21 protein-coding genes are annotated in these 23737 nt (G+C 42.2%); 20 read left to right on the top strand and 1 reads right to left on the bottom strand.

Annotated features, from left to right (window positions below):
* The 18 genes from M0R33_RS19100 to M0R33_RS19015 all read left to right on the top strand — a co-directional run.
* Positions 1–1080: hypothetical protein (locus tag M0R33_RS19100; protein ID WP_292573074.1), on the top strand; the 1080-nt coding region annotated here is incomplete at its 5' end.
* Positions 1081–1126: 46 nt separating this feature from the next.
* Positions 1127–1663, top strand: a complete 537-nt coding sequence (locus M0R33_RS19095; protein WP_292573072.1) for a hypothetical protein — start codon at positions 1127–1129, stop codon at positions 1661–1663.
* A 97-nt stretch (positions 1664–1760) separates the two neighbouring features.
* Positions 1761–2321, top strand: a complete 561-nt coding sequence (locus M0R33_RS19090) for a hypothetical protein (RefSeq protein WP_292573069.1) — start codon at positions 1761–1763, stop codon at positions 2319–2321.
* A gap of 50 nt (positions 2322–2371) precedes the next feature.
* Entirely contained in the window at positions 2372–3544 is a 1173-nt protein-coding gene (locus tag M0R33_RS19085; protein WP_292573067.1) for a hypothetical protein, read from the top strand.
* An 86-nt stretch (positions 3545–3630) separates the two neighbouring features.
* The gene (locus tag M0R33_RS19080; protein ID WP_292573064.1) at positions 3631–4893 is read left to right on the top strand and encodes a hypothetical protein; all 1263 of its coding nucleotides are present in this window, start codon (positions 3631–3633) and stop codon (positions 4891–4893) included.
* Between the two features lie 276 nt (positions 4894–5169).
* Positions 5170–6444 carry a hypothetical protein gene (locus tag M0R33_RS19075; protein WP_292573060.1) on the top strand — a complete coding sequence of 425 codons (1275 nt, stop codon included), beginning with the start codon at positions 5170–5172 and terminating at the stop codon, positions 6442–6444.
* 42 nt (positions 6445–6486) lie between these two features.
* Complete coding sequence (locus M0R33_RS19070; protein WP_292573058.1) at positions 6487–7590, top strand: hypothetical protein; 1104 nt, start codon at positions 6487–6489, stop codon at positions 7588–7590.
* Positions 7591–7663: 73 nt separating this feature from the next.
* Positions 7664–8254, top strand: a complete 591-nt coding sequence (locus M0R33_RS19065; RefSeq protein ID WP_292573055.1) for a hypothetical protein — start codon at positions 7664–7666, stop codon at positions 8252–8254.
* A gap of 90 nt (positions 8255–8344) precedes the next feature.
* Positions 8345–8866 carry a hypothetical protein gene (locus M0R33_RS19060; RefSeq protein WP_292573052.1) on the top strand — a complete coding sequence of 174 codons (522 nt, stop codon included), beginning with the start codon at positions 8345–8347 and terminating at the stop codon, positions 8864–8866.
* A 143-nt stretch (positions 8867–9009) separates the two neighbouring features.
* A complete protein-coding gene (locus tag M0R33_RS19055) occupies positions 9010–10164 on the top strand; it encodes a hypothetical protein (protein WP_292573049.1) in 1155 nt (384 codons plus the stop codon).
* 105 nt (positions 10165–10269) lie between these two features.
* A complete protein-coding gene (locus tag M0R33_RS19050) occupies positions 10270–10869 on the top strand; it encodes a hypothetical protein (RefSeq protein WP_292573047.1) in 600 nt (199 codons plus the stop codon).
* Positions 10870–10938: 69 nt separating this feature from the next.
* Positions 10939–12066 (top strand): hypothetical protein, encoded by a 1128-nt coding sequence (locus M0R33_RS19045; protein WP_292573044.1) that lies wholly within the window; start codon positions 10939–10941, stop codon positions 12064–12066.
* A 338-nt stretch (positions 12067–12404) separates the two neighbouring features.
* A complete protein-coding gene (locus M0R33_RS19040) occupies positions 12405–13325 on the top strand; it encodes a hypothetical protein (protein ID WP_292573040.1) in 921 nt (306 codons plus the stop codon).
* A 50-nt stretch (positions 13326–13375) separates the two neighbouring features.
* Positions 13376–14791, top strand: coding sequence for a hypothetical protein (locus M0R33_RS19035; RefSeq protein ID WP_292573037.1), 1416 nt, complete (start codon positions 13376–13378; stop codon positions 14789–14791).
* A 70-nt stretch (positions 14792–14861) separates the two neighbouring features.
* On the top strand, positions 14862–16262 hold the full coding sequence (locus M0R33_RS19030; RefSeq protein WP_292573035.1) for an F-box protein: 1401 nt from the start codon (positions 14862–14864) through the stop codon (positions 16260–16262).
* A gap of 56 nt (positions 16263–16318) precedes the next feature.
* Entirely contained in the window at positions 16319–17638 is a 1320-nt protein-coding gene (locus tag M0R33_RS19025) for an F-box protein (RefSeq protein WP_292573032.1), read from the top strand.
* 137 nt (positions 17639–17775) lie between these two features.
* On the top strand, positions 17776–18888 hold the full coding sequence (locus tag M0R33_RS19020) for a hypothetical protein (protein ID WP_292573029.1): 1113 nt from the start codon (positions 17776–17778) through the stop codon (positions 18886–18888).
* Positions 18889–19107: 219 nt separating this feature from the next.
* Positions 19108–20151 carry a hypothetical protein gene (locus M0R33_RS19015; protein WP_292573026.1) on the top strand — a complete coding sequence of 348 codons (1044 nt, stop codon included), beginning with the start codon at positions 19108–19110 and terminating at the stop codon, positions 20149–20151.
* Positions 20152–20218: 67 nt separating this feature from the next.
* On the opposite strand, the gene M0R33_RS19010 is transcribed toward M0R33_RS19015, so the two are convergent.
* Complete coding sequence (locus M0R33_RS19010; RefSeq protein WP_292573023.1) at positions 20219–22087, bottom strand: aminotransferase class I/II-fold pyridoxal phosphate-dependent enzyme; 1869 nt, start codon at positions 22085–22087, stop codon at positions 20219–20221.
* Between the two features lie 25 nt (positions 22088–22112).
* On the opposite strand from M0R33_RS19010, the gene M0R33_RS19005 reads away from it, so the two are divergent.
* The gene (locus tag M0R33_RS19005) at positions 22113–22559 is read left to right on the top strand and encodes a hypothetical protein (RefSeq protein ID WP_292573021.1); all 447 of its coding nucleotides are present in this window, start codon (positions 22113–22115) and stop codon (positions 22557–22559) included.
* 64 nt (positions 22560–22623) lie between these two features.
* Positions 22624–23700: a hypothetical protein gene (locus M0R33_RS19000; RefSeq protein WP_292573020.1), complete on the top strand. Its 1077-nt coding sequence runs from the start codon at positions 22624–22626 to the stop codon at positions 23698–23700.
* Positions 23701–23737: the final 37 nt, after the last annotated feature.

The following is a 23737-nucleotide window of genomic DNA, read 5'->3' as shown; positions in this document are numbered from 1 at the left end:
TATATCGCGAAATATATTTTCAAGCATCTCCGCAATTTAACACTGAATATTATTTGCGTGACATACGACCGTGCCAAGGATGAAGCAACACTTGTATTATGCCAAATTTGCGATGGCGATGCTCATTACGAAAATATCGCGACGAAACCAAGACTGCATTGGCTATTTAGTGCGGAATTCGCGCAAATGCACGGCGATTTATTCGCATTTAATTATAAGCAAACTGGTGGGAAAGATACACAGAACTTTTCAAAATTTACAAGGATAAGCGCCAATAATTGGAAAGAAGAAAACATTCCCGCCGAAACACATCAGGAATACCATTATCCATTACTATTCACGGATAATGACGGGATTTATATATTGGACGGAGTGGTGTTTCAAAGAGATGTTTGCAATGACGAGATAGTCCATTTCAATCCCACGATGAACGATTGGCAAAAAATAACTGTCGCTGCGAACGAAGATTTACATTTCCACGATACATCGGAAATCATATCGATTCATCGTGGTATTAGCCAGCCGAAAATATACGGAATTTTACGAAATGATTCCGGCAAAGAGTTATTCTCATTTGACCAAGAAGATGCGCATTCGCCGCAAAACAGAATTTTGAAGTCGATTCGTATCAATATTCCGGACAAATTTGCCCCATTGCACATATGGCGGATATGTAATATTGGCAATTTGTTATTCGGCATATGCGATTATGGTGGGCTTGATTTCGGAATGGATTTATTTCTTGCGCGAATTGACCCAGTATCTCATTCGCTGCGAAAATTGCGCACTTTGAATCATCTCAAGCGAGTTTTCAATGGACGAGTGTCAATGTGTGATTGGTGTGGAAAAGTCTGCATAGTTTATTATAATTATTCAATATTTTCCCGATTCATAAAAATAGAAACTTATAATCCAAAAAATGGATTGCCGAATTCTGTCATTCAATTGCCGGCAGAATTCTTTCAGCCGCTATTCATATTTACGAACTCCGCCAAAGGCGTTGAGGCTTCGCCGAACTCCACCGGGGGTGTCGAGGCTTCGCCGAACTCCGCCGAAGGCGTTGAGGCTTCGCCGAACTAATGGCAAGATTATTCTTTTTTGAATTATACGCCGATATTCAAGTAACATGGCAGAAATGGCGGCGCATCTACAAAACATTGATAACCCGCAGAAACACAGCGAGAAAGTTATTAATATTCAAGCCATCGCAATCCAGTTCGTAGCCGCAATTAGCGATGAGATTAGCCCTATATCTCTTATCTCGCAGGATATCGCGAGAAGTATCTTCAAAAAAATTCAAAATACGACTCTTAATATTATTTGCGCGACATTTGATAACACAATGGGGACACTCGTATTATGCCAAATTTGTGGCGATACCACATGTTATGAAAATATTGCAACAAAACCAAGATTGCATTGGCTATTTGGTGCAGAATTCACACAACTAAATGGCGAGTTGTTTGCATTTGATTGTAGGACAATTGATGGCAAAGATGTCTCTTACTTTTCAAAATTTACAAGGATAAGCGCCAATAATTGGAAAGAAAGATCGCATCGCCGCCGAAATACCCCAGATATATTCGTCGGCTGTGTTTACGGATCGCGATGGAATTTATGCGTTAGATCGTTATACATTTCCAATATCGATAAACACTGGTGAGATACTTTATTTTAATCTACCGACCGGCGATTGGCAAAAAATAACTATCACGGCTGATAAAGATTTACATTCCCATTACATACATGGCATTGTATCAATGCGCGATGTCAACCCATCGAAAATATATGGAATCGCGCAAATTTGTTCGGGCGACGAGTTGTTCTCGCTCGATCGAGATGAGCGCGCTAATAGCGCGAATTCACAAGCGCCATCGCTACAGCGCAGAACTCCCCTGGAGGGGTCGAGCCTTCGGCGAACTTTGAAGACCATACATATCAATATTCCAGGCGAATGTTCTCCATTGAATATATCGCATATATGTGCTATTGGCGGATTATTATTTGGATTGTGTGATTATGGCAAAGATTTATTTCTCGCGAGATTTGATCTCGATAAGCACACAATACAAAAATTGCGCGAGGCTTCGCCGAGCTCCCGCGAAGCGGTCGAGCCTTCGGCGAGCCACTTCAGAGATTCTATTGATAGAGAGTTTATGTGCGAATGGCGGGGTAAAATTTGCTTGGTTAATGACAATTGGACAACTGCTGCGCAATTCATCAACATCGAAACATTTAACGCAAAAACTGGAATGCCAACGCTGACAATTCATTTGCCGGGGAAATTCACAAATCTATTATTCGCATTTACGACCAACTAATGGCGAGATTATTCTTTTTTGAATCGCGCCGATATTCGTATCAATAGGAAATGGCAGAAACCGATAATTCGCCGCGGAAGTGCGAAACGAATATTATCGATATTCAGAACACAGCGATCCAATTCATATCCGCGCTAAGCGACGAAAATAGCCCAGTATCTCTTATCTCGCAATACATCATACATCTCATTTTTGAACAAATTCAAAATGAGACGCTTAATATCATCCACGTGACATTTACCAAAACAAATGGAACACTCATATTAAGCCGAATTCGCAACGGCGAGACACTCCACGAAAATATCGTTACAAAACCGAAGGATAATTGGTTATTTATGGCGCGTTTTGTACATTTACGCGGCGACTTATACGCATTTGGATGCGCTGTGGATAATTGCAAATACGTGGAACATTTCTCGAAATTCACGAGGATAAGCAATAGTAACTGGAAAGAAGAATGCATCGTTAACAAAATGCGCAGAATGTTGTATCTTTATTCATCATCATTCACAGATGATAATAGTATTTACATAATTGGTAAACCTGCGTTTTCGTGCGGTATTGGTAATAACGAGATAAATCGGTTCGATCCAATCACAGGTAGTTGGCAAAAAGTCACATTCGCGCTCGATGAAGCTCCACCGAAGGTGTCGAGGCTTCGCCGAGCTGCGCAAATTCGTATCGCGTATTACAACATTACACTAACACGCGATGCGGTACGCCCGAAAATGTATGGAATTTTGGAAAATTATGATTCAGACCATGAGATATTTTCATTCGATAAAGATGAGCGCTCGCGTAGTGACGCGGATCCGCAATCGCGTTGCATACCTTTAAAAACGACGCAAATTAATATTCAAGGTAAGCATCCGCTATTGGTGATACGGTACATATGTGCGATTGGCGAATCATTATTCGGTATAATTAGTTATGGTGATTCCCGTTACGGAAATGATTTATTCATCGCGCAATTAGACTTATCCGCCCACTCATTGCGTAAATTGTGCGTTTTGGATTGCGCGGCAAATATTTTCGATTACCATTACGACAGAGTATTCATGTGTGATTGGATGCAAAAAATTTGTCTCGTCTACTGCAATCGAACATTATATTCGGTGAACATACAAATCGAAACATATAGCGCAAAAGATGGACAATCAAATCCAGTTATTCGACTGCCGGAAAAATTCACAAATTTACTGTTCGCGTATACATCGTACTAACAGCGCGATTATTCTTTTTTTGAATCGCGCGAAACACACTTCTATAGGCGCAAATGCAAGCACTCCACTTTCCTATCGAATCTACAATGCAGCCAATCAGCGATACGCGCGATGATTACATCGCGGCAGTGCGAAAAATCTACTCCAGCCGCACTCTCGACATACTCAGAATTAAAAATCGGGATTTATTTATGGATCCGGCATTTCTAAGAGAACTCTTGCCCGCAGAATTTCTCGAAAGTGAATTCGCGCGGCAAGATGTTGCACAATTTTTCAGTGTTACACGCGCGATTTCGGAATGGATCGGATACAAACCAGCTCGCGCGTTTTTCAATCTTTGTTATCCGATGTGGCTGTATTCGCGCCAAAACGCGCAATTTCGCGCTTATTTCGAGGATATACTCGCCATTTACTACAAGCAAGAATTCCATGTGCATGATAACTCGCAACTCAATTTCGGCTATCATGGTCCGAAGAAAATCTCATTTCTTGAGGATTTACTCATTGATATGGATTGCGCGGAAATATTTAGCCCGAGTATTGCCAAGGATGAGGCACCGGCATTTACCGGAGATTTAATCACGATATATTTGCGCGCAATGGAATTCACCAAAGGCGCGACTGCCATTTATGATGAACTCATATTGCCCAATAGATGCACAAATTACCATAATTTCGAAGATAGAAACATATTAAAATTTCTACCAGATACATTCGAGCGGATACCCGAATACAAAAAATGCATTTTGCACCCAGAACAATTTATTACACCTCCGCAGCAAAATACGTTTGGCTTCGGTTTGCCCCCCCGAAACAATCTTCCATCACTCGAGAATCGTTTATTCTTGATTCGCCATTGTTTATTCGCGCTAAAGGGGCATCTTACGCAAGAAGAAATCACTTCACTTCGCGGCGAACATTGGACAATCACAGTAGAATTGGCGAATGTCGGCATTTTGACGCCGAAAACCGACCCATTTCTGCTGCTTGCGGTGGTTCGCCAATATTTTCTCGATGAATGCGAAAATGAATTATTCTCGCCACGCATCGCGGCATCGCATTATCCGTTATTCTTCGGTCTACGCATCCTGCTACGCAGAGGATTTCCGATTTTCGCACAAGATAAATCCGGCGCGAGTTTATGGAAATTCGCGCACGAAATGCTCGCGAATTCACCGCAGATTCTCGCGGAAATTGAGCAATTCGCCGTGCGCGAAATGATTTTAATGGCGCGGTTCGACGCGAATTCGTTATTTTTCGCAGTTATTGGGCAGTCGAATATTCTTCGCAAGATTTTAAATACGCGGGAATTCACATTCGGCACATGTCAGCAGATTTTCGCGGGCTAATTATCAAGACTAAAATGCACGCATCGCATCCAAATATCGATGATGCAACAATTTTAATTGTATAATTCCGTTACATCGAACTCGCCGAAGGCTCGACGGCTCCGCCGGAACTCGATATTTCTTGAAAAGAAGATCTATCCAAGGCTTATGCGCCACTTCTTCACGAATGTTTAGGTTGCTAAATGCGCATATTTGCGTCAATTGCGCCTCCACAGTGCCTGAGCCATCGATATTCTTTTTTTGAGTTGCAATGTATATTGAATAATAGCAATAGATATGGAAACAATCTGTCTTTCGGCTAACGACTTTCAAGTTACAGCCGTTGAGTTCCTTATCGCGCTTAGCAAATGCGGCAGTCCCCGCGAAGCCTCGAGCGCTTCGCCGAGCCCGATATCGCTTATCTCGCCTTTCGAAGTGCGAACTATTTTTGATTATCTTCACGATAAAACTCTCATTATCATCTGCGTTATCGATGACGAAGCGGATATTGAACATCAATCGCTTGGAATTTGCCAGATTGACAATAGTCGCACCGTTCGCTCAGAGATAATCGCCAAAAAACAAAAAGATGACTGGCTTTTCCACGCGCATTTTGTGTGGTTAAATAATCAACTATATGCATTCGACAACGCGCTGGAATCCGCGTATTCCAATTTAGGAGCTCGGCGAAGCCTCGACGCCTTCGGCGGAGCTCCGCCGAAGGCGTCGAGGCTTCGCCGAGCGCGATTCACGAGAGAAAGCGAGAATAATTGGCGCGAGGAATGTTTACCATCCGCGAAGATGCATATCCGCCGCACATCTCCAATATTCCATGTCATTTGGAATCGAATATATGTAGTCGGCGGATTCGGAGAAGCCAGTTTTTTCGTCGGGGCTCCGTCGAACTCGCCGGAGGCTCGAGCGCGTTGCGCGAATTATCCCGATACTTCTGATGAAATTGAATATCTCGATCCTACATATTGTAGATGGCAACGTATGATCGCGAATGGCGGATTCGAATACGTTTCGTTTACTCGCAATTTCGCGCAATGCATCATGTCTGGCGTTATTGGAAACAAAATATATGGCTTTGCGGACAAGACGGATAAATTATTCGTATTCGATACCAGCGAGCGAAAATACACGCTAATTAAAACAAATCGCATTGTTCATTTTCAATATAAGTGCTCGCTCATCAATATTGGCGAATCGTTATTTGGATTATCCACCATTTGTACAAAACAAGAATATTATTCGGCTCTCATACGTTTTGATGCCGGAGATAATTCTTGGCACGATGTTTATCGAATGAGCTACGATCACGAGAAAATAAACATATACAATATTCAAGGCTTAGTTAAGTGGAATGGTAAGCTCGGCGTAGCCTCGACGCCTTCGGCGGAGCTCCACGTAATAACTTACCATTGGTTTTATGGATTGAGCATCGCAACTGTCAATTTAGATTTAACTGACCGCAACACGAGAAGTATTTCCCCGGATGATCCAGAGGTACTCAGCTGTGTGACTTTGCCTGTGCCATTCGCGCGCGTATTGACAATGTTCACGAATTGAAAATTATGTGTCTTTTTTTGAAATAATGCACATATGAATCATATGGCAGCCACTGCTCATTTTGCCGCGAATACCAATCGCGCGCGAGCTATTCAGCTCATTGCGGCAATCACGCAAGAAGAAAGCCCGCTCGCACTCATTTCGCCTTTTGAATTGCGATGCATCTTCGAACAATTTGCAAAACCACTAATCATCATCGGCGCGACAAAAGTGGATGTCGGCAAATTATCGCCAGAAGAAACGCGCGGATATATGGTTCATAGCGGCATTGCGTTATATAATTTAGATTTGTACACAATTGACGGCACATTGCAAGATATTCGCCGTGAAACAATTTCGACAATGCAAATAAGTGGTCGACCAATTAATAGATTATTCTTTGCGCGATGTGATCGTACTTTATACACGATCAACTCCGTTCCTCGCGGGTGGGCTGCTGGCTATCAGGTCGCATCTAAAATCGCAAAAAGTGTCGGTGTCTGGGAAACTGAATACTTCTCGCGTAGAACAACGCGCACATCTGGTCCAGCGCCGATTTTCATGTCATACAAAAATAAAATATATGCTATTAATCTGTATAATAGTTTTAAAACGCGCAACCAAATTAAATTCTTCGATCCGGACATTCGTCATTGGCAAATATTAACATTTGCGGATAAAAACTTGCTACAAAGTACCGCCGATCGCGAAATATCGTATCCATGCTTTGCGGGAATGATAGGTGGAAGATTGTACCGTTTTCAGAATCGAACTAATATATTGCACTTATTTGATATTGACGCGAGAGAAATGAATGAAATAACGACGAATCGCGTGATTGACTTTGATTTCGCATATGAAATGATAACCATTGGAGAATTATTATTCGGATTATATACTTTTCGCAGGGATGGTCATTTTACTATCGCGCGATTCGATCCGCGAAATAATACGTGGAGCCTGGTGGAATTCCGCAGAGATGCGCATATGATTGTTCATCAGAAGGATCGCATCATGCTTGTTAACCGGCATCAACAGCTGTGCTTAATCTTATGCAGAGGTGATTCATCGGTTGAACTCGTGGCGATAGATCCAGAAAGCGGCACAGTTACCTCTGAGACAATATCGGCAAAAATCGCAAATCCAATATTCGCGTACGCAGAATAGGTGTCTGCAAAGCGCTGACACCGAGGAGCCGTTGATATTTTTTTGATTTTAAGCACAACCAAAAAAGAAATACATGGATTCGCTCGGCGCGCTCCATATTGTCTGCATTGAAAACAAAGAGTCGAGAAATGGTCACGCATATCTTGCGATTTGTCATATCAGTCGCGCAGGTTTCAGTATCGAACGGCTTGCCAAAGTGAGCCTCAATAATAAACTATTTCTTGATTCGCTATTCATATTTATGGATAATGCACTGTATGTATTCGATGGCAATTTAATCGATAACGATTTACTTTGGAAACCGGAAACACAATATCCAATATGTGTCGCTAAATTTACGTATGATGGAATATGGAAAACGGAATACAATGTCGTCATTAGTGAACGAGAGGAACGCGATCTCAAGTCAAATGGATGCTATGGATACAATTCATATGATGCATCAGTATCCATAGAGCTTGATTGGAACGGACTTCTTTGCAACGTGGATGCGCGCAGTGGAAAATCAATCAAAATTAAAACGCGCAATCCTAAAACTGCGAAAGTTAAGCTATTCGTATTGCCGAAAAGATTTACAAATCCGATATTGGAGTTCGGCGAAGCCTCGACCTCGCCGGAGGCTCGAGCACGAAGTGCGACCGCTTCGCTGGAGTTCGTTCCTTGAAACAAGCGGAAGATTTTAAACGCGTATTACGCATGGGTATCTTTTTTTTTGATTTTCGTTTCTATATAATCAAAAGGAGGCAATTTAACAATGGCATCAACTTCGAGTGAAACGCTTAATATTCTCTGCGTTGACGGAGGATATACCAACAACGATTATGTGTATCTCGTAATATGCCATCTCAATCGCGATGAATTCAGCGCTGAAGTAATCACAAAAGTACTTATTAATGAAAAAATACTCAGCGCGAAACGTTTCGCGTTCGCAAACGATGCTTTGTATATATTTGAAAACAAGTCGCTTGTTGATTTGGACGTACGCCCTAAATGTATTGCCAAAATTGTTCGCGACGGCACTTGGAAAATAAAGCGTGATCCTATCATCGACGAGCAAGAGGAACGCGATCTTAAACTGGTTGAATTCAACTGCAATTTGGGTCCGAAATCCACACTGACCTTTCCAAAACTTAATTGGAATGGTCTGCAGTGTGAAATTGCGTCTTCTTTTGGCAACGCAATCAGGATTAAGACAATCAATCCGAAGACCGCAAAGGTCGAGAAATACGCTCTGCCAGAAAGTCTATCTCACGTGATATTCATGTTCACTTCTTAAAATGCGCTGACAATCTTCAGAACGCATTAACATCTTTTTTTGATTTCTGCATAATCAAAAAAAGAAAGCCGTGGCAACGTTGCGTCAAAAAACATCTTCGCATTGGCGCATTCTTTTTGAATACCTACAATATAAATTAAATAATGGAAGACAGTTCTAAAATTTGCCACTCTAAGGTTATCCAAGGCGATGCCTCAGGCACCATTGAGGAAAGCGCGCCATCGCGCCCAGAACCACACATCGCGCCACATGCAGCGAACTCCCGCGAAGGGGTCGCTGCTTCGCAGTGCTCGACCCCTTCGCGGGAGCCTTCGGCGAACTCAGATAACGTTAAGTCACTTAATATTCTTTGCATAGTTGACAATAGAGCGAAGAATTTACTGATACTCGCCATATGTAGAATACGTGATGGAAAGTATTGCCTCGATCTAATTACGTGCGCGCCAGTGACCGATCCACTGTTCGCGGAATCCACGGTCTTTACATGGGTGAATGGTTCGCTTATTGCTATTATAGGCGAATTGCCACTGGAAACGCATCCAGATCGCTTAATCAAATTCACAAAGTGTAGCGAGAATGACTGGACAGAAGAAATATTTGATTCTGATTTACTTGTCCCGCGATGCGCAAATTTAGTTTCAATTGCGCATGAAGGGTCAGTTTTTATTATTGGAAATGTCGGTGGTAGAATATCTATCGGCGAACACAATAATTGCGATGGTGGTATACGATATGATGATAATTGCGCCGAATGGCAAAAATTAATAGCCGATGGAAAAACGTATCAAGATACTCCAGTTGAACAAATTACAGCTGGCATGATAGGTGGAAAAATATACATCTTTAATTTCAATATCGAAGAGTTCCGCGTGGTTAATCCTACAGATAGAAAAATCGAATTAAAGCTTTCCAATCGTGGGTTTGTGTTTAAACGTTCAAACGGTCTTGCTAATATTGGAAATTTGTTATTCGGGGTGTGTCAGAAACGGCGAAAAGATGGCGATTATGCAGAGTTCCTAATGCGATTTAAACCGGCGGACAATTCATGGGAGCCGCTTTATCAGCTACATGATTACGATCAGCATAAACCATTGCCAAATAGAAATTCAACATGCATCGCTGAATTTAACGGAAAAATGTGCGTGATATCGAGCGAATCATTGAGCGATGTTTGTCAATCAACGCCACAGCAACTACGTCATGTTATCCTCGAGGAAATTGACGCGGATGGTTGCCATTCTCGCGTATCCTATTTACCGGAAAATTGCCTTTGTGCTCGGCTTGCTTTTATTGCTTAACGGAGCGAGATGAATTTCAAATAATGGCGAAATTAGTACTGCTCAACGTAATCCGCAGGATATTTTTTTGATTGCCGGATATAATCAAAAGAAGATCCACATAAAATGGCAGCAAGCATCAAATGCAGCACGCTTAATATTATCTGCATTGAAGATGCGAAACTCAAGGATAATCACAAGTACGTCGTGATATGTCGGCTCAATCACAGCGGACTCGAAACGAAAAGAATCGCCGAATTAAATATCGAAAGCGAAATGTTCGGAGACGCGATTTTTACTTTCGGAAATGATACGCTATATATTTTTAGTGATAAAACTGACACATTATGCATTTCTGATGACGTAATCTACGATGATCTGCCCATCGAGCAAAAAGTGCGCCGCGCTAAATGCATCGCTAAATTCGCGCTCGGCGTAGCCTCGACGCCTTCGGCGGCACTTAAAAACGCGTGGAAACTGGAACGCAATCCAACTATAACCGAACAAGACGTATCAGATATTAAAACATTCGGTTGTTATGCTCGGTGCTATTATGGCAGCTCATCAATCACTTTAAAAATCGATTGGAATATGTGCCAATGTCGCGTCAAAGCGCTGGCGGGCAAATCCATCAAGATTAAAACGTACGATCCAAAGACGGCGAAAATCGAGAACTTCGCGTTGCCGAAAAGTTTCTCAACCCCGATATTAATCTTCGTATCTTGAGACTTGCATTCTTGCGGAGATTTTTAAACGCATCTTTTTTTTGAATAATGTTTCCATAAAATCAATCAGATGGCAGTTTACTTTTCCAAAGATTGTCGCGCTCAAGCGACCCAATTCACTGCGGCAATTACGCAAGAAGAAAGCCCAATATCGTACCTCAATCCATACGACGCACAGTGCATATTCGAGCATTTACGCAGTGTTAAAACACTCAATATCATTTGCATAGTTAAAGATGAAGAAGATGCAGGTCGCTTACTGCTCGTTCTATGCCAATTTTACGACAATGCGTTTCACGATGATACGATTGTAAACGCACCCGCAGATGACGCCCTCTTTGCAAATTCAACAGTTTTCGCATGGATGAATGGCGCGCTCTACGCGATTCTTAGCAACTTGCCTTTAGAAACGCATCCAAATCGCGTTGTCAAATTTACGAGATGTGGTAAACATGATTGGGACGAAGAAGCCATGGATATTGACCTAAGTGTTCCGCGCTGTGCAAATCTTACACCAATTGCATACGAAAAATCAACTCGGCGAAGCCTCGACCGCGAAGCGATAGCTGCGACCGCTCCCGCGGAGCGATCCGCGGGAACTTTTATCATCGGAGTCTCTGACGGCAACATATTTATCAATGATTATCGCGGTGGCAACAGTCCGCCTCTTGATACGAATTGCGCAGAATGGCAAAGATTGATTGCAGCCGAGAATCACCGGATAGCCAATCCAAATGCAGATGTGGAGTATTTCGCCGCTGGTGTTGTTAATCAAAAATTATTTATATTCGCAGATGCAACAGCGTATGTCCGCGTAGTTGATGCAACCAATGGAAGTTCCGAAGTAAAAACGGCAACTGAAACTGTATACGGGATATCGCACAGATTGGCAACTATTGGCGATTTTCTATTTGGAATATTCCGCATTTCGCCGGGAACAAATAATGAATATCTGGCGCGTTTTGATCCGACAAATAACTCATGGAATCTGATATGCCCGCTTAATGGCGGCGCACATAAACCGTCTTCGACATTCCTTGCTGAATGGGGCGAAAATAATATCTGCATCGTTACGAGCGAAAGTACGCATGAATCGCAGATTACAATTGAGGAATTCGATGTGCGTGACTTCAGTATTCACACAACCACAACTTTGCCGGCGATTTACATGGACGCGAAACTTGCCTTTGTTTCGTGAAACAAAGGCGCAAATCAATCTTTTTTTGATTAAAGCAACCATATAATTAGAACTGAATAATGGCAGAATTAAAGTGGGCGAGATTGATGGTAAGACAACACCTCGTTCGATTCTACTAATTTGGCTCATTTCGAAAAAGAATACTATCTAATTCAGTCGCGTAATGATCGCCAGTTATCGTAACTGAATTCGATACTAATTACCGCGTATGTAACTCTGTTGCGCTTCCCGATAATTGCATAAAAGCAGTATACGCATTTACCACTCTGGACTTTATTATATAGGTGCGCGAGTGGTGTTCTTTTTTTGAATCTCGTACGCGTAATATTTATCAAGAGATGACAACACGCTTGGATTTTCTAACGCCGTTTTGCGAGTGGCTATTAGATAAAGAGCCGCATGGAATCGCGCAGATTTTCCAATTGCGCCTCATTTCGCACGAGTATAACGCAGTGATTGATAATTTTCTCCAAACCAATGCCAGCAAAATAGTTGCGAAAATACTCACGATATATGAACGAGAAATGAGCATTCATCCTCTTTCTATCAATAGCGGACAACCGCCGCCACACATTGGCGAAAGTATGATTGATGAAATAAGCGATATGTTGCCATTTCCTTCGCCGCGAAATTTAGTCGACGCGATGTGGGTCGTCAAAATACCAATAAAATATATCTGCCTATTAATGAGTACTATATTTCCACCGCGCCACACGCGCCATACATTGGGCAAAACAATATTCATGCGGATTATTGCGCAAGAAGAAGATGATGGAATACTGGAAAGTGAGTTACACGGCATGTATTGCGATTCTGTGGCGTTTGATAGCCCAGTGGGCGAAACGACTTACGATTGGAGCGTATTCTTGCCACTTTTCGCAAAGATGAATCATCATATCATTGCGAAAATCTTCGAAAGTGTTTTAAATTCGCGCGTGCGCGTCAATAGCCCAGTTCTGTTCTCGTGGGTTTGGCACGCGATGTTCCATTTCTTGAAAACGAGCAACCGCACCACTGCGGTGGATGGTCTTTGTGTCTTCTGCGATTATAATGTAAATATCCTAAGATTGTTCGCGAAGTCATTTGTATCGTCCGGCTGTAAATTCGGTGATGCGTGCAGCATATTGGCGGATACGGCGCAAATGATTGAAAAAAATCCGCAAAAAGTAAAACCAAGTTTGCTCGATGAGTACGCGAAGGCGAGTTATGTGCAAATTCGCAGTGATATCCCGCCGATTGACTTATCCGCGTATTTCTAATGCCGCGAGTGGAAATCTTTTTTTGAAATGCGCCATTCTAAGCAATAAGCATGGATAACTTCGACATTTGGCAAATTATTCTCGATTATTTTAATGCGCGCTTACTCGCGCATTGCGCGCAGGTGTGCACTACTTTTCGCAAACTCGCACAAGATATATTCGATAGAAAGGCAAAAGAAGCGTATAACGATGTGATAGCTGCAGTTTCATTATTCCGCTCGGAAGACGATGAATCCAGAGGTCAATCTGTATTTTGCGCTTTTGAGCGTTTTGGCGATTGGTGCCCCGAACACTGCGCAGAATTCATGCGCGGCAGAATAGACTTCGATAAATACGTACCACCGAAAGATAATCACGCTCAGGATGACAATCACCCATTCAATACGATGACAGTATTTCTTGATAACCATTTATTCCCATCGATAGATGCCGCACGCGGTGTGACCGGAATTATCACCGCGCTCAATGGATTTTTGCGCGATCCACGGATAATGCGCTGTGACCGCCCACATCAATTTCGCCCCAGATGCTCGATATTCACGACGTTTTGCGCTGATGTTCTATCCAAACGCATAACTATTCAAAATGCGGATGTTGTATTGCAATTTCTCGATGATATGCCTTGCAAAAAAACAGCATATATATTCGACAGAATTATAAGCAACGCCGTAATGATACAGTACAGAGATAAGTTCGCGCGAAGCGCTCGAGCCTTCGGCGAATTCGTCGTAATTTCTCTGGAAGCAGAATATCACGAAGCCATAAATCTCCCGCTCGAGAATTGGGCACTTCTCGATAAAGTTCTCGCATTTGTGAAAACATCCAAAACAGGAAAAATCGAAGATACAGATGGGCAAGTTTTCCCGAGCGATTCTCCACATCCACTCTTCGCAATTTATAATTTCATGCATAATCAGCCATTCATCGAAAAATACGAGCCGCATATTCCAGAAAAATATCAACATCGCATTCCTGAATTTATTTCCTATCATGGCGGTAAAATATCTGATTTAGAAGCGTTCGCAACTCGGAAATCTTACGCGAGATTTGATGCGATTCACACTTTGCGATTCGCATTAGATTATCTTCCATACGCCAATATCGTAGATTGGGCAACATCGCGAATCATTGCAGACCATGGAGAGAATGAAGCAAGGAAAATAATAGCGAATTATGTTGAGTCTGAAGAAAAAATTAGACAAAGATTGCCAGAAAATCGCATATGCTGGATATTGCGGATAGTCAACTTTGAATCTGTGGAAAAAAGCGAACACTTTGTGCGCCGTATTCTGCATCTCCAAACAGTTTCAGCAGAAACAGCGAATACGGCAGCCGCATTTATACGCAGAAATAATATTTTGGCAATCGCACAATTCAAAGCAGATTTTGCAACATTTGTCGAGCAACTAATTGGAACGCCAGAAGCAAAAGCTATTCTCACACGCGAACTGTTTGATGCAAAATAGCCAGTGGTTCGCGCGCCAGATGTAGATTTTTTTTGAATCTACTTGCACTTAAAATTATCGTAGCATCATCATGGACAATTTCAGCAGTTGGCAAATTATCTTCGAATATCTCGACGCGCGCTCGCTTGCGTGCTGTGCGCAGGTATGTACGATGTTTCGCACTATCGCGAAAGATTTATTCAAAAGAAAGTCGAAAATCGCATATGACGAGCTGATTGCATTTCTCGTCGAAAATCATGATAAAACTGAGAATCACCTATTGTACTATGGCGTACACAACATATTCGACACTCTTCCTAGCAATGACATTATCGGTCATTTTGGCGAATGGTGTCCGAATCGCTGTGCGAAACTCTTGATATTTGCGATATCGCAAATATCGCCCGCGGATGGAACAATCAATCGCGAATTCTACTTTTTAGAAAATAATATTTTCCACAAGATATGGAAGTATCGCGGTATTATAAGCATGATTGCCGCACTGAATAAGATTTTAAATTCGCCGCAAATAATGCGCTACGATGCGCAGCGACCCAATTTCACAATTGCATCATTTTGCGCGAAAGTATTATCATTTCGCATCACATCGCAAAATGCGCTTCGTATTTTGCAATTCCTCGATGCCATGCCATGCAGCAAGACTGCGGATATATTTGACTATGCGATAGGGCACGCCATCTTTTTACAAAATGGATTGCACCCGTATACCGGAGTTACAATAGAAGCGGAAGTGGATATACTCGATAAAGTGCTCGCATTTGTAAGTACATCAAAAACAGAAAAAATAAAAGTTGCCGCTGGAATGCCATCATTATTCGACGAACCACATCCACTCTTCCATATTTATAATTTCTTACATAATCAACAGTTCATCGAGAAGTACGAGCCGCAAATACCGATGGAATATCGGTATCGCATTCCGGAGTTTATTATCTATAATTCCGGCGGAGTACCGGAATTGGAAGCGCTCGTTTCTCGGCGAAATTGTCATTTTGACGACGTAAACACATTGGAATTCGTATTAGTTGATAATCAACAAGATAACTACGATATTGCAGACTGGTTAGTTGCGCGCATCACTACAACCCATGGAAAATGCATTGCGAAAAAAACAATCGCGCATGTATTGCGCCATGAAACTTTCCAGTATAACATGCCAGAAGAGCGCATATGCTGGATATGGCGAAATGCAAGTTTTGACGCAGCAGAGAAAAATCTACGATGCGCGCGATACATATTGCGCGCGAATATTCATCCCTCCGTAGAATTCGCAGAAATTGCCGCCGCATTCGCGCGCGAACATAATCTTTTCTTGAATGAAGTCTTTAAAAATGAACTCACCGCGCATTTCGCCAATCATCCGGAGATTTTGGCAATTTTCAATCGCGCAGAGAGCGCCGATACGAGCTCCCCCGGAGGGGTCGAGCCGAAGGCGAGCTCGCCTTCGGCTCGACCGCTGCGCGGGAGCTAAACACGCGTGTAGTTTATTTTTCTTTTTTGAATCTGTGCAATCTCCAGGACAATAGAATGGATAACTTTGATAACTGGCGATATATTCTTGATATGCTCGATGCGCGCTCGCTCGCACGTTGCGCGCGAACATGCACTGTTTTTCGCGACTACGCGAGAGATTTATTCGAAAGAAAGGCGAAAGAGGCATTTAATGAAATGCTTCTTGCACTTCCGCATTTGTCCTATTCATACAGCGAAAAACCATCCGAATCTGTGGCAAACGCAGATTTAATTGCGCGCTTTGGCGAATGGTGCCCAGAACGCTGTGTTGATTTTGCTGATGCGTTTCATGAAATACAGAAAAATCGCCCAGATGCGATGTATTATTCATTACTATTATCGCTTCCATTCATTACTATTATGGAATTTTATCTCGTTCCTTCAATCGTCGAATCGCGAGGAATGCCATTTCTTCTGCGCGTGGTAGATAATTTTATTCACGATACGCGCATAGTAAATTTCGGTTATCCTGATGAATCAAATGCATGGAGAAGACCCCGGTTAATGCATGCTGCAATGTTAGTATCCAAGCATATTACAGAACAAAATGTATCTCTTGTGCTGAAGTGGCTCACGACAATGAGAGGTGTTAATACAGTAAAAATATTTAATTTCGCGATTCAAACCGCTGCAGAGCAAGAAAATGAATTGCTATTGGAAAAAGTTATGTCTGCAGTGTCATCTTCCTCATTACACGGAAAACACGATTATTTCTTCCCGGGACATCGTCTTGTACTGCAAATAATATGCAAAAGCATTGAATCAATAGATAAATATGGTAAATATATCTATCATGGATACATTCCAGATGCTGTTGGCATTATTGCGGCAGAATGTGATGTCAATCGAATGTGCGCGCTTGCCAAATTTCATCCAGCGCGTGTGGAAGGTTTTGCAGTTTTCGGCGCACTGAGCATAGGCAAATTCGAATTTGCCGAACAAATAATCGGCATGGTTGACACACTTAAAGATTTTCATCGTCGCCAACTAATTTCAGTGATTCAGAATTTCATTGCTTACCAAGCCAAATATGATATGGATTTTGGGCGAACAATAACCATCGGTTCGCCAGAGGCAACAGCGCGATATGCCGCGCTACGCTGGATTTTGCGAACTGCGGAATTTCAAGATAAACAGCACCTCATATCGAGCGCGAATGCACTGTTAAATGAGATGTGGTGTTTGCCATTTATCAATGAAATAGTTATATTCTTGAAAGAGCGCGGTTTGCTCGCGGATAACGATTTTATGGAGCATAACAAAGAAAAGTTCGATGATATCACACGCCGAGTACCAGAATTCGCGAATATGCTCGCTCGCGCAAAGGCGGAATAAACGCGCGTTTATCCTTTGCACAAAAGGCGAATATTCACAGCCAGACATCGCCGCTGAGATTCGTTCGATATGCAAGCTATCCGCTAACTCAAAAAAATACTCATTTGCACGCGTTTTTCCACGGGTATAGTCTTTTTTTGAAATTTAATCATCAGTTTCAATCAATGTCGAGCGCGATTTTCCGCGAAGCAAAGCGCAAACAAATCGCCACTGTATTCGCGCTCGGGCAAATTAGCCCGGAAAGCCCGCTATCATTGGCTGGTCTTCCGTCATTTGGCTTCTTTTTCAAATTTCGCCAATATATCGCAGGACCGTTAATATTCAACACATTCGTAGATGTAAGTAAATTCCCAATAGTTACGAACTCGAGAAAATTCGTCTTTCCGAGCGAATTGTGTCCATATTTGCCCGATGAAAATCGTCTATTTTCATTTAGTAACGATAATTGGCTTAGCCTGATTTTGCAGAACATTTCGATTGTGCTCACGAGTTCTGGTGTTCCGTCTGAGGCATTTTTCCTTCGAGAATTTTATTTTGCTCGGCAACGAATATTTTTCGGAAATCAAAGCGAGTTGGTTTACCCAGAACTATCGCCGATTATCCCCGCGCACTTTAGCGATAAAAAAATAATCATCAATGAATATCGCGCAGCTCTAACTGCAGCGATACTGGATCCGCCGCATCGCAACTGTTTGCCGCCGTCAGAATTCGAGAATACACCGCCTTTCAATCAAATGCAATTCTTTGCCGATAAAGCGGCTGGGTGCATTTGTTTCATTGACGGCAATCATGGCGGTGATTATATTAGCATTCCGATTGATGAATACTTCGCAGATTATCGCAATTGTAATATCATTCCCGCGAAAAATGTCGTGTATATTTTTAGAGATAGGTCGAGGCAAGTTTCATGCTTCAGTAAATTTACTCAAAAAATGGAATTTATTCCGCTAATACCGCCATATGATTACCCGATACATCAATCGGCAACTTCGTACAAAGACGATTTATTTGTCGCGGATGAATATGATACATTCCATTTTATTCACGCTGAATGGCGATGGGAAAGTTTGCCGAAGTCGACACAGTATCGCAATGGCGTAGAATATCTGTGTTTTATTCGCGGATATCTATGCGTAATAGGTGACGATGATAATAGCGAGTATTTCGATGGCAAAGAATGGCACAATTTATCAGTTTCATTCCATAATGACGTTCGAAAAATATCTATTCTTGGATGTTACCTGGCATAAATCGCATTTGCGGATTGAAAATCGCGCGGTGGCATTTTATATGGTAGATATCTTTTTTTGAAGCGAGTTGTTACTCAAAAAATGACTTCTATGCGATTGAAGCCGCCATTGATAATAAATGACATTCAAACGACTGCAGTCCATTTTCTGACTTCTCTTAGTTACGAAAATAGTCCGATATCACTCGTTTCGCAAGAAGTAGTATACATCATCTTCGAAATGATGCGCGTAACAAAGACACTCAACATTATTTGCACAATAGCAGATTATTCAAAACGTCAGTCTTCGCTGGTGGTGTGTCAAATCGATAATTGCGGTGACATTCGCTGCGAGACAATCGTGCAAAAGCCGACAAAAGACGAACTCGCCGGAGGCTCGAGCGCGAAGCGCGAACTTTTCCACGCAACTTTTGCGTGGTTGAATAGCGCATTATATGCAATTAATAGTACACTGCCCACGAGACGCAAGCCATATTATGAGAAAATTACAAGATTTACAAGAATAAGTGCGAATCACTGGGCAGAAGAGGAAATGCAGAGTAAATTATGCATTCCGCGCATCGAGCAGATATTATTGACGCATCGAGACCGAATTTACGCATGTGGGCAATCTTATTCTTCGGAGCATGCGAAAATTCCGCCAGAATCGCGGCACGAAAGCGATATCGAACAATTTGACGCAAAAATAGGCGAATGGCAGCCGCTGATTTTCCATAATTACAAAAAAATCGCATTGAATTTCGATGCATTATGTGCAAACAATTTGGTATCTGGCGTGCTTGGAAAAAAGATATTTTGCTTTAAAAATGGAACGCAGGATTTAACTGTATTCGACATCGAGAATAGAAGCTACGAAAAAATAAAGTTAAGTCTGGCATCGAATTTCAAGTACATGCTGAAACAATTAGTCACCATTGGCGGAAAATTGTTCGGCATTCAACGGATTCTCGTTGATGTTCCGCTTCCAGTCGGTGTTCCAATTCAGTTTGCTCGCAAAATATACGAAAATATGATTGTGCAATTTGACGCACAAAGCAATTCATGGCACGATTTGTATTTATTGCAGTGTAAATATGGATTTCTCGATGAGGCGCGTGCAATAATTGGCATCCTCGAATGGAATCAAAAATTCTGTATCATTCTGGAAAGTGTCATCACGCATAATATCGCAATCGAAGTTGCCAATTTTGCAACTGGCATATATGAGCCGCCGATTAATTTGCCAACAACGATAACCAACGCGTTATTCGCATTCACCGCGTGATTTCGCGCATCAATTTCTTTTTTTGCAAAAAATAATTGAGTCACACGTAAAGTGGCAGCTCGCGCGATTACGAATGCGGAATTAATGCAGAGAGACTACTTATTTCGAAGCGATTCTCGGCGAAATTAAAGATTGGCAAATCTTTGTCAATTTCCGCCGATTTGCGCAAGAGTATTCGTATCCCGCAATGTGCTGGCAAATCTGTCGCCGCATTATCGCCAATAGCGATGTGTATTTTTTCCGTAGGATAGAAGTCTGGCTTACAGCAAAATATGATTTCTTTTGCGATTGGCGGCGCAAAATTGCGCGCAATTGTCGCCATATCCGGCATTATCGCGTGACTTTCGTCTATTAAATCTCCGCACGCATCAATTGTGCAAATCGCGCTCGAATCAGCGACAATAAGTGGAATTTGATTCCGCGCGAATATTTTCGCCAATTTTACTGTTCTCGCCAAATCGAACCAGAAATTACTTACCATAATGACTGCATCGTACGAAGTATTGCTTTCGCCATCAAAATCAACATCACATCCGAGCGTGTTAATTATCTCTTTGCGATAATCATCTCCTTCCGCCGCGATACAATAAATGCTGTGAATTTCGTGTTGCGCAATATAGTCACGAATGAAATTTAGCGGCGTCAAAAATTCGCAATGAATGCTACGAAGCAGTGTTAACGCGCTTTTTGTTGAGTTATTTGTAATAATAGTTGGATGAAATGCATCAATAAATCGCTGCGCTTCTTCTGAAATCGCCGATTGCGCATCCGCGCGCAGAGTGCCATCGAGGTCAATTCCGATTGCGCGCGCAGCGCGCAAAATGCATGGTAAATTAATCGCACGAATGATATTTAACACGCGGTCATTTATTTCGCGCGATTGAATGCAAATTCGCACGCAATTGGCAATATCGCGCGACTTATCGCGAATGAGGACGCCCATTTTTGCAAATCGCGCGCAGACATTCGCGGGATTGCGGCAAAAGAGCAAATAGAAATTGCCATTCTGAATATTAAATGCAAATATTTCTGCATTCGAAAAACAAATCTTCGGCAACACTTCCGCAATATGCGCCGATTCCGCGAGATATTGCGCCTTCATTGCCGCGTAAATCTGCGGCTTCCAATGCGGCGAATCATTCAAAGCGAAAAGAGCGGCTTCCATCGCGAATGGCGAAACACTTTTCTCATTGTGCATTTTCCGCAGATATTTCGCAGTATCCCGATGCGCGATAATGTAGCCTATTCTTAGCGCAGCTAACCCGAACAATTTCGAGAAAGTGCGCAGCACAAGTAAATTTGCCGGCATCTCATCGGAAATACACGAGTCTTCTTTCTTTGTAAATTCGATGTATGCCTCATCGCAAACAAAAATAGATTCTGGATGCGCGACGGCAAGCGCAGTAATTTCCGCCGACGGCACGAGGTAACCGAATGGCATATTGGGATTAACAATATAAATCAATGAATTGCCGCGAATCGCATTTGTGGCGCATATTTTTTTCGTAAATTCGGATGTTGATCTGATTTCGCGGCGGTCGATGCTCAGACATCCAGATTGTTCGAAAAATAGCTCCGCGTGCGGATATGTCGGCGTCGGCAAAATCACGCGCGTTTGCGGCGAAATTAGCGCATCACAAATCAATTTAATGCCGGCATCCGATCCGGCAGTCAAGATAATATCTATCGGCGCAGATGGATTTATGCGAGCGTATTCGCGAATTTTCGCGAGAAGATGCGGATTTGTCTGCGGATATTGCGTAACGTTAATGCCAGCGAATATTTCGCGCAAAGGATAATAACCCGCAGCGGATGGATTTTCAAGAATAGCGAGATTGATTAAATTTTGCCGCGAGGTATTCGGTAAAATATACGGCTCGCCTACACAGCGCGGATTTATAGGAAATTGGCAACGTGGCGCGTCGCGTGAAATCATTGCGAGGCAAAATATATAGATAAGTATGAAAACACTTTCAATAACAAACCAATTATTTATTCTTGTTCTGCTTTACATTATCGCGTATGCTTACTCGTTGCAATTCGCAGTCGCGCTTAACGACTGTAACTCGAAAGTCTGCGAGAAATTCAAATCAGCGCATGAATCCTGCCTTCTTGATGTGCCGATGAACATGGGCAATATTCGCGATAAATCGTATTACATCGGGCGAATGACACCGGAAAAATTGAAGCGATTGAGCCACTGTGGGCTATCATTTTGGAGCGCGACTCATTTCTCGCTTTATTGTGCTATTGGAATTTTCTGCCCGGATTTATTCTGGCTTTCCTTCGCAATCGGCTCATTTTTCGAAGTATATGAGCATTTCGTGCTGGATTGCGGTGCGCTCGATGATATCTTCCAAAATACGATGGGATTCTTCGCCGGCAGATTGATAAGATTGGCAATGTAACGATTCCAAATTCGCAGTTACCGCAGATTCTTTTTTTGAATCTTAATTATTATTTCAATAAAGCATGGATACTCACAGAGTTGACGACACTCGGCAAAGTGTTCAGTTAGCGGCAACACAATTTACAGCGTATCTAACGCGCGAGGAAAGTCCGATATCACTTATTTCGCAAGATATAGTGCAAACTATCTTTGAGCAAATAAAACACGTAAAAAAGCTCAATATTGTGTATATCGATGCATTCGATGAACCGTCGACGCTTATTATGATTTGCCAGATTGATGGCGATAATATTCACCACGAGGTCGTTGCGATTTTACAAGAAGATGATGCGTATTTTCGGGGAATGCAATTTGCGTGGTTGGACGATAAATTATATGTATTTCGCTATTATCCTGGAACTAATCAGTATATCTCCAAGCATGTCATAAGATTCACAAAAAGATATGCGGGTTGTTGGCTCAGAGAGGATTTTACGAGCGAAATGTGTGTCGAGCGCGATTTCCCGGTGTTAATTTCCGATCAACATAGATTATATGCCGTTGGCGGTGTAGACAGATATTACGGTCCGTCGGATGATTATAAATACTCGGTCGAATACTTCGATATAGAGACGCTTGGATGGCAGCTATTAATCAAAGGAGCCGTCGCGCCACAATATTATTCTGCCGCATACCATAATTCAGAAATAGCCGGAATTATTGGCAGCAAACTATTTTATTTTGAGACAGACAGCGATCGCGCGGTTTCATTTGATATCGAAACGAGATGCATCGAAAACACGAAAATGCAGAACAGACTTGATTTAAAAGATTCGCACGGCATGCCATTTGTTAATATTGACGGAAAATTTATCGGGGTTCATCGCATCGGTGACAAATTAATATTGATGCAATTCGATGCTGCCGTGAAATCATGGCGCAAATTATGTATTCCGCATGATGACAAACACGAGCCGATAGCATCTTACAAACGCGCTATACCTGTCGAATGGAATGGACAATTCTGCTTGGTTACTGGAAACTGCATCTTTATAATTGACACAAGTTCTGGTGAATGCGATGCTGTGGAAATTCAACAAGAAGATACATGCCAACTTTACTGGAATTCTACAAATCCAGTGTTCGCGTTTACGACTTAAGTCGTTTTTTTGAATTGAACATCAACTACAAACAAGA

It is taken from the genome of Methylomonas sp. (assembly GCF_023228165.1).
Taxonomy (GTDB): domain Bacteria; phylum Pseudomonadota; class Gammaproteobacteria; order Methylococcales; family Methylomonadaceae; genus Methylomonas.
The sequence above is the reverse complement of the archived record's forward strand: the minus strand, read 5'-3'. Positions and strand labels throughout refer to the sequence as shown.

Coding starts and splice junctions, on each gene's coding strand:
- M0R33_RS19095 (WP_292573072.1), top strand. CDS start 1,127: ATGGCAGAAATGGCGGCGCATCTACAAAACATTGATAACCCGCAGAAA.
- M0R33_RS19090 (WP_292573069.1), top strand. CDS start 1,761: ATGCGCGATGTCAACCCATCGAAAATATATGGAATCGCGCAAATTTGT.
- M0R33_RS19085 (WP_292573067.1), top strand. CDS start 2,372: ATGGCAGAAACCGATAATTCGCCGCGGAAGTGCGAAACGAATATTATC.
- M0R33_RS19080 (WP_292573064.1), top strand. CDS start 3,631: ATGCAGCCAATCAGCGATACGCGCGATGATTACATCGCGGCAGTGCGA.
- M0R33_RS19075 (WP_292573060.1), top strand. CDS start 5,170: ATGGAAACAATCTGTCTTTCGGCTAACGACTTTCAAGTTACAGCCGTT.
- M0R33_RS19070 (WP_292573058.1), top strand. CDS start 6,487: ATGGCAGCCACTGCTCATTTTGCCGCGAATACCAATCGCGCGCGAGCT.
- M0R33_RS19065 (WP_292573055.1), top strand. CDS start 7,664: ATGGATTCGCTCGGCGCGCTCCATATTGTCTGCATTGAAAACAAAGAG.
- M0R33_RS19060 (WP_292573052.1), top strand. CDS start 8,345: ATGGCATCAACTTCGAGTGAAACGCTTAATATTCTCTGCGTTGACGGA.
- M0R33_RS19055 (WP_292573049.1), top strand. CDS start 9,010: ATGGAAGACAGTTCTAAAATTTGCCACTCTAAGGTTATCCAAGGCGAT.
- M0R33_RS19050 (WP_292573047.1), top strand. CDS start 10,270: ATGGCAGCAAGCATCAAATGCAGCACGCTTAATATTATCTGCATTGAA.
- M0R33_RS19045 (WP_292573044.1), top strand. CDS start 10,939: ATGGCAGTTTACTTTTCCAAAGATTGTCGCGCTCAAGCGACCCAATTC.
- M0R33_RS19040 (WP_292573040.1), top strand. CDS start 12,405: ATGACAACACGCTTGGATTTTCTAACGCCGTTTTGCGAGTGGCTATTA.
- M0R33_RS19035 (WP_292573037.1), top strand. CDS start 13,376: ATGGATAACTTCGACATTTGGCAAATTATTCTCGATTATTTTAATGCG.
- M0R33_RS19030 (WP_292573035.1), top strand. CDS start 14,862: ATGGACAATTTCAGCAGTTGGCAAATTATCTTCGAATATCTCGACGCG.
- M0R33_RS19025 (WP_292573032.1), top strand. CDS start 16,319: ATGGATAACTTTGATAACTGGCGATATATTCTTGATATGCTCGATGCG.
- M0R33_RS19015 (WP_292573026.1), top strand. CDS start 19,108: ATGATGCGCGTAACAAAGACACTCAACATTATTTGCACAATAGCAGAT.
- M0R33_RS19010 (WP_292573023.1), bottom strand. CDS start 22,087: ATGATTTCACGCGACGCGCCACGTTGCCAATTTCCTATAAATCCGCGC.
- M0R33_RS19005 (WP_292573021.1), top strand. CDS start 22,113: ATGAAAACACTTTCAATAACAAACCAATTATTTATTCTTGTTCTGCTT.
- M0R33_RS19000 (WP_292573020.1), top strand. CDS start 22,624: ATGGATACTCACAGAGTTGACGACACTCGGCAAAGTGTTCAGTTAGCG.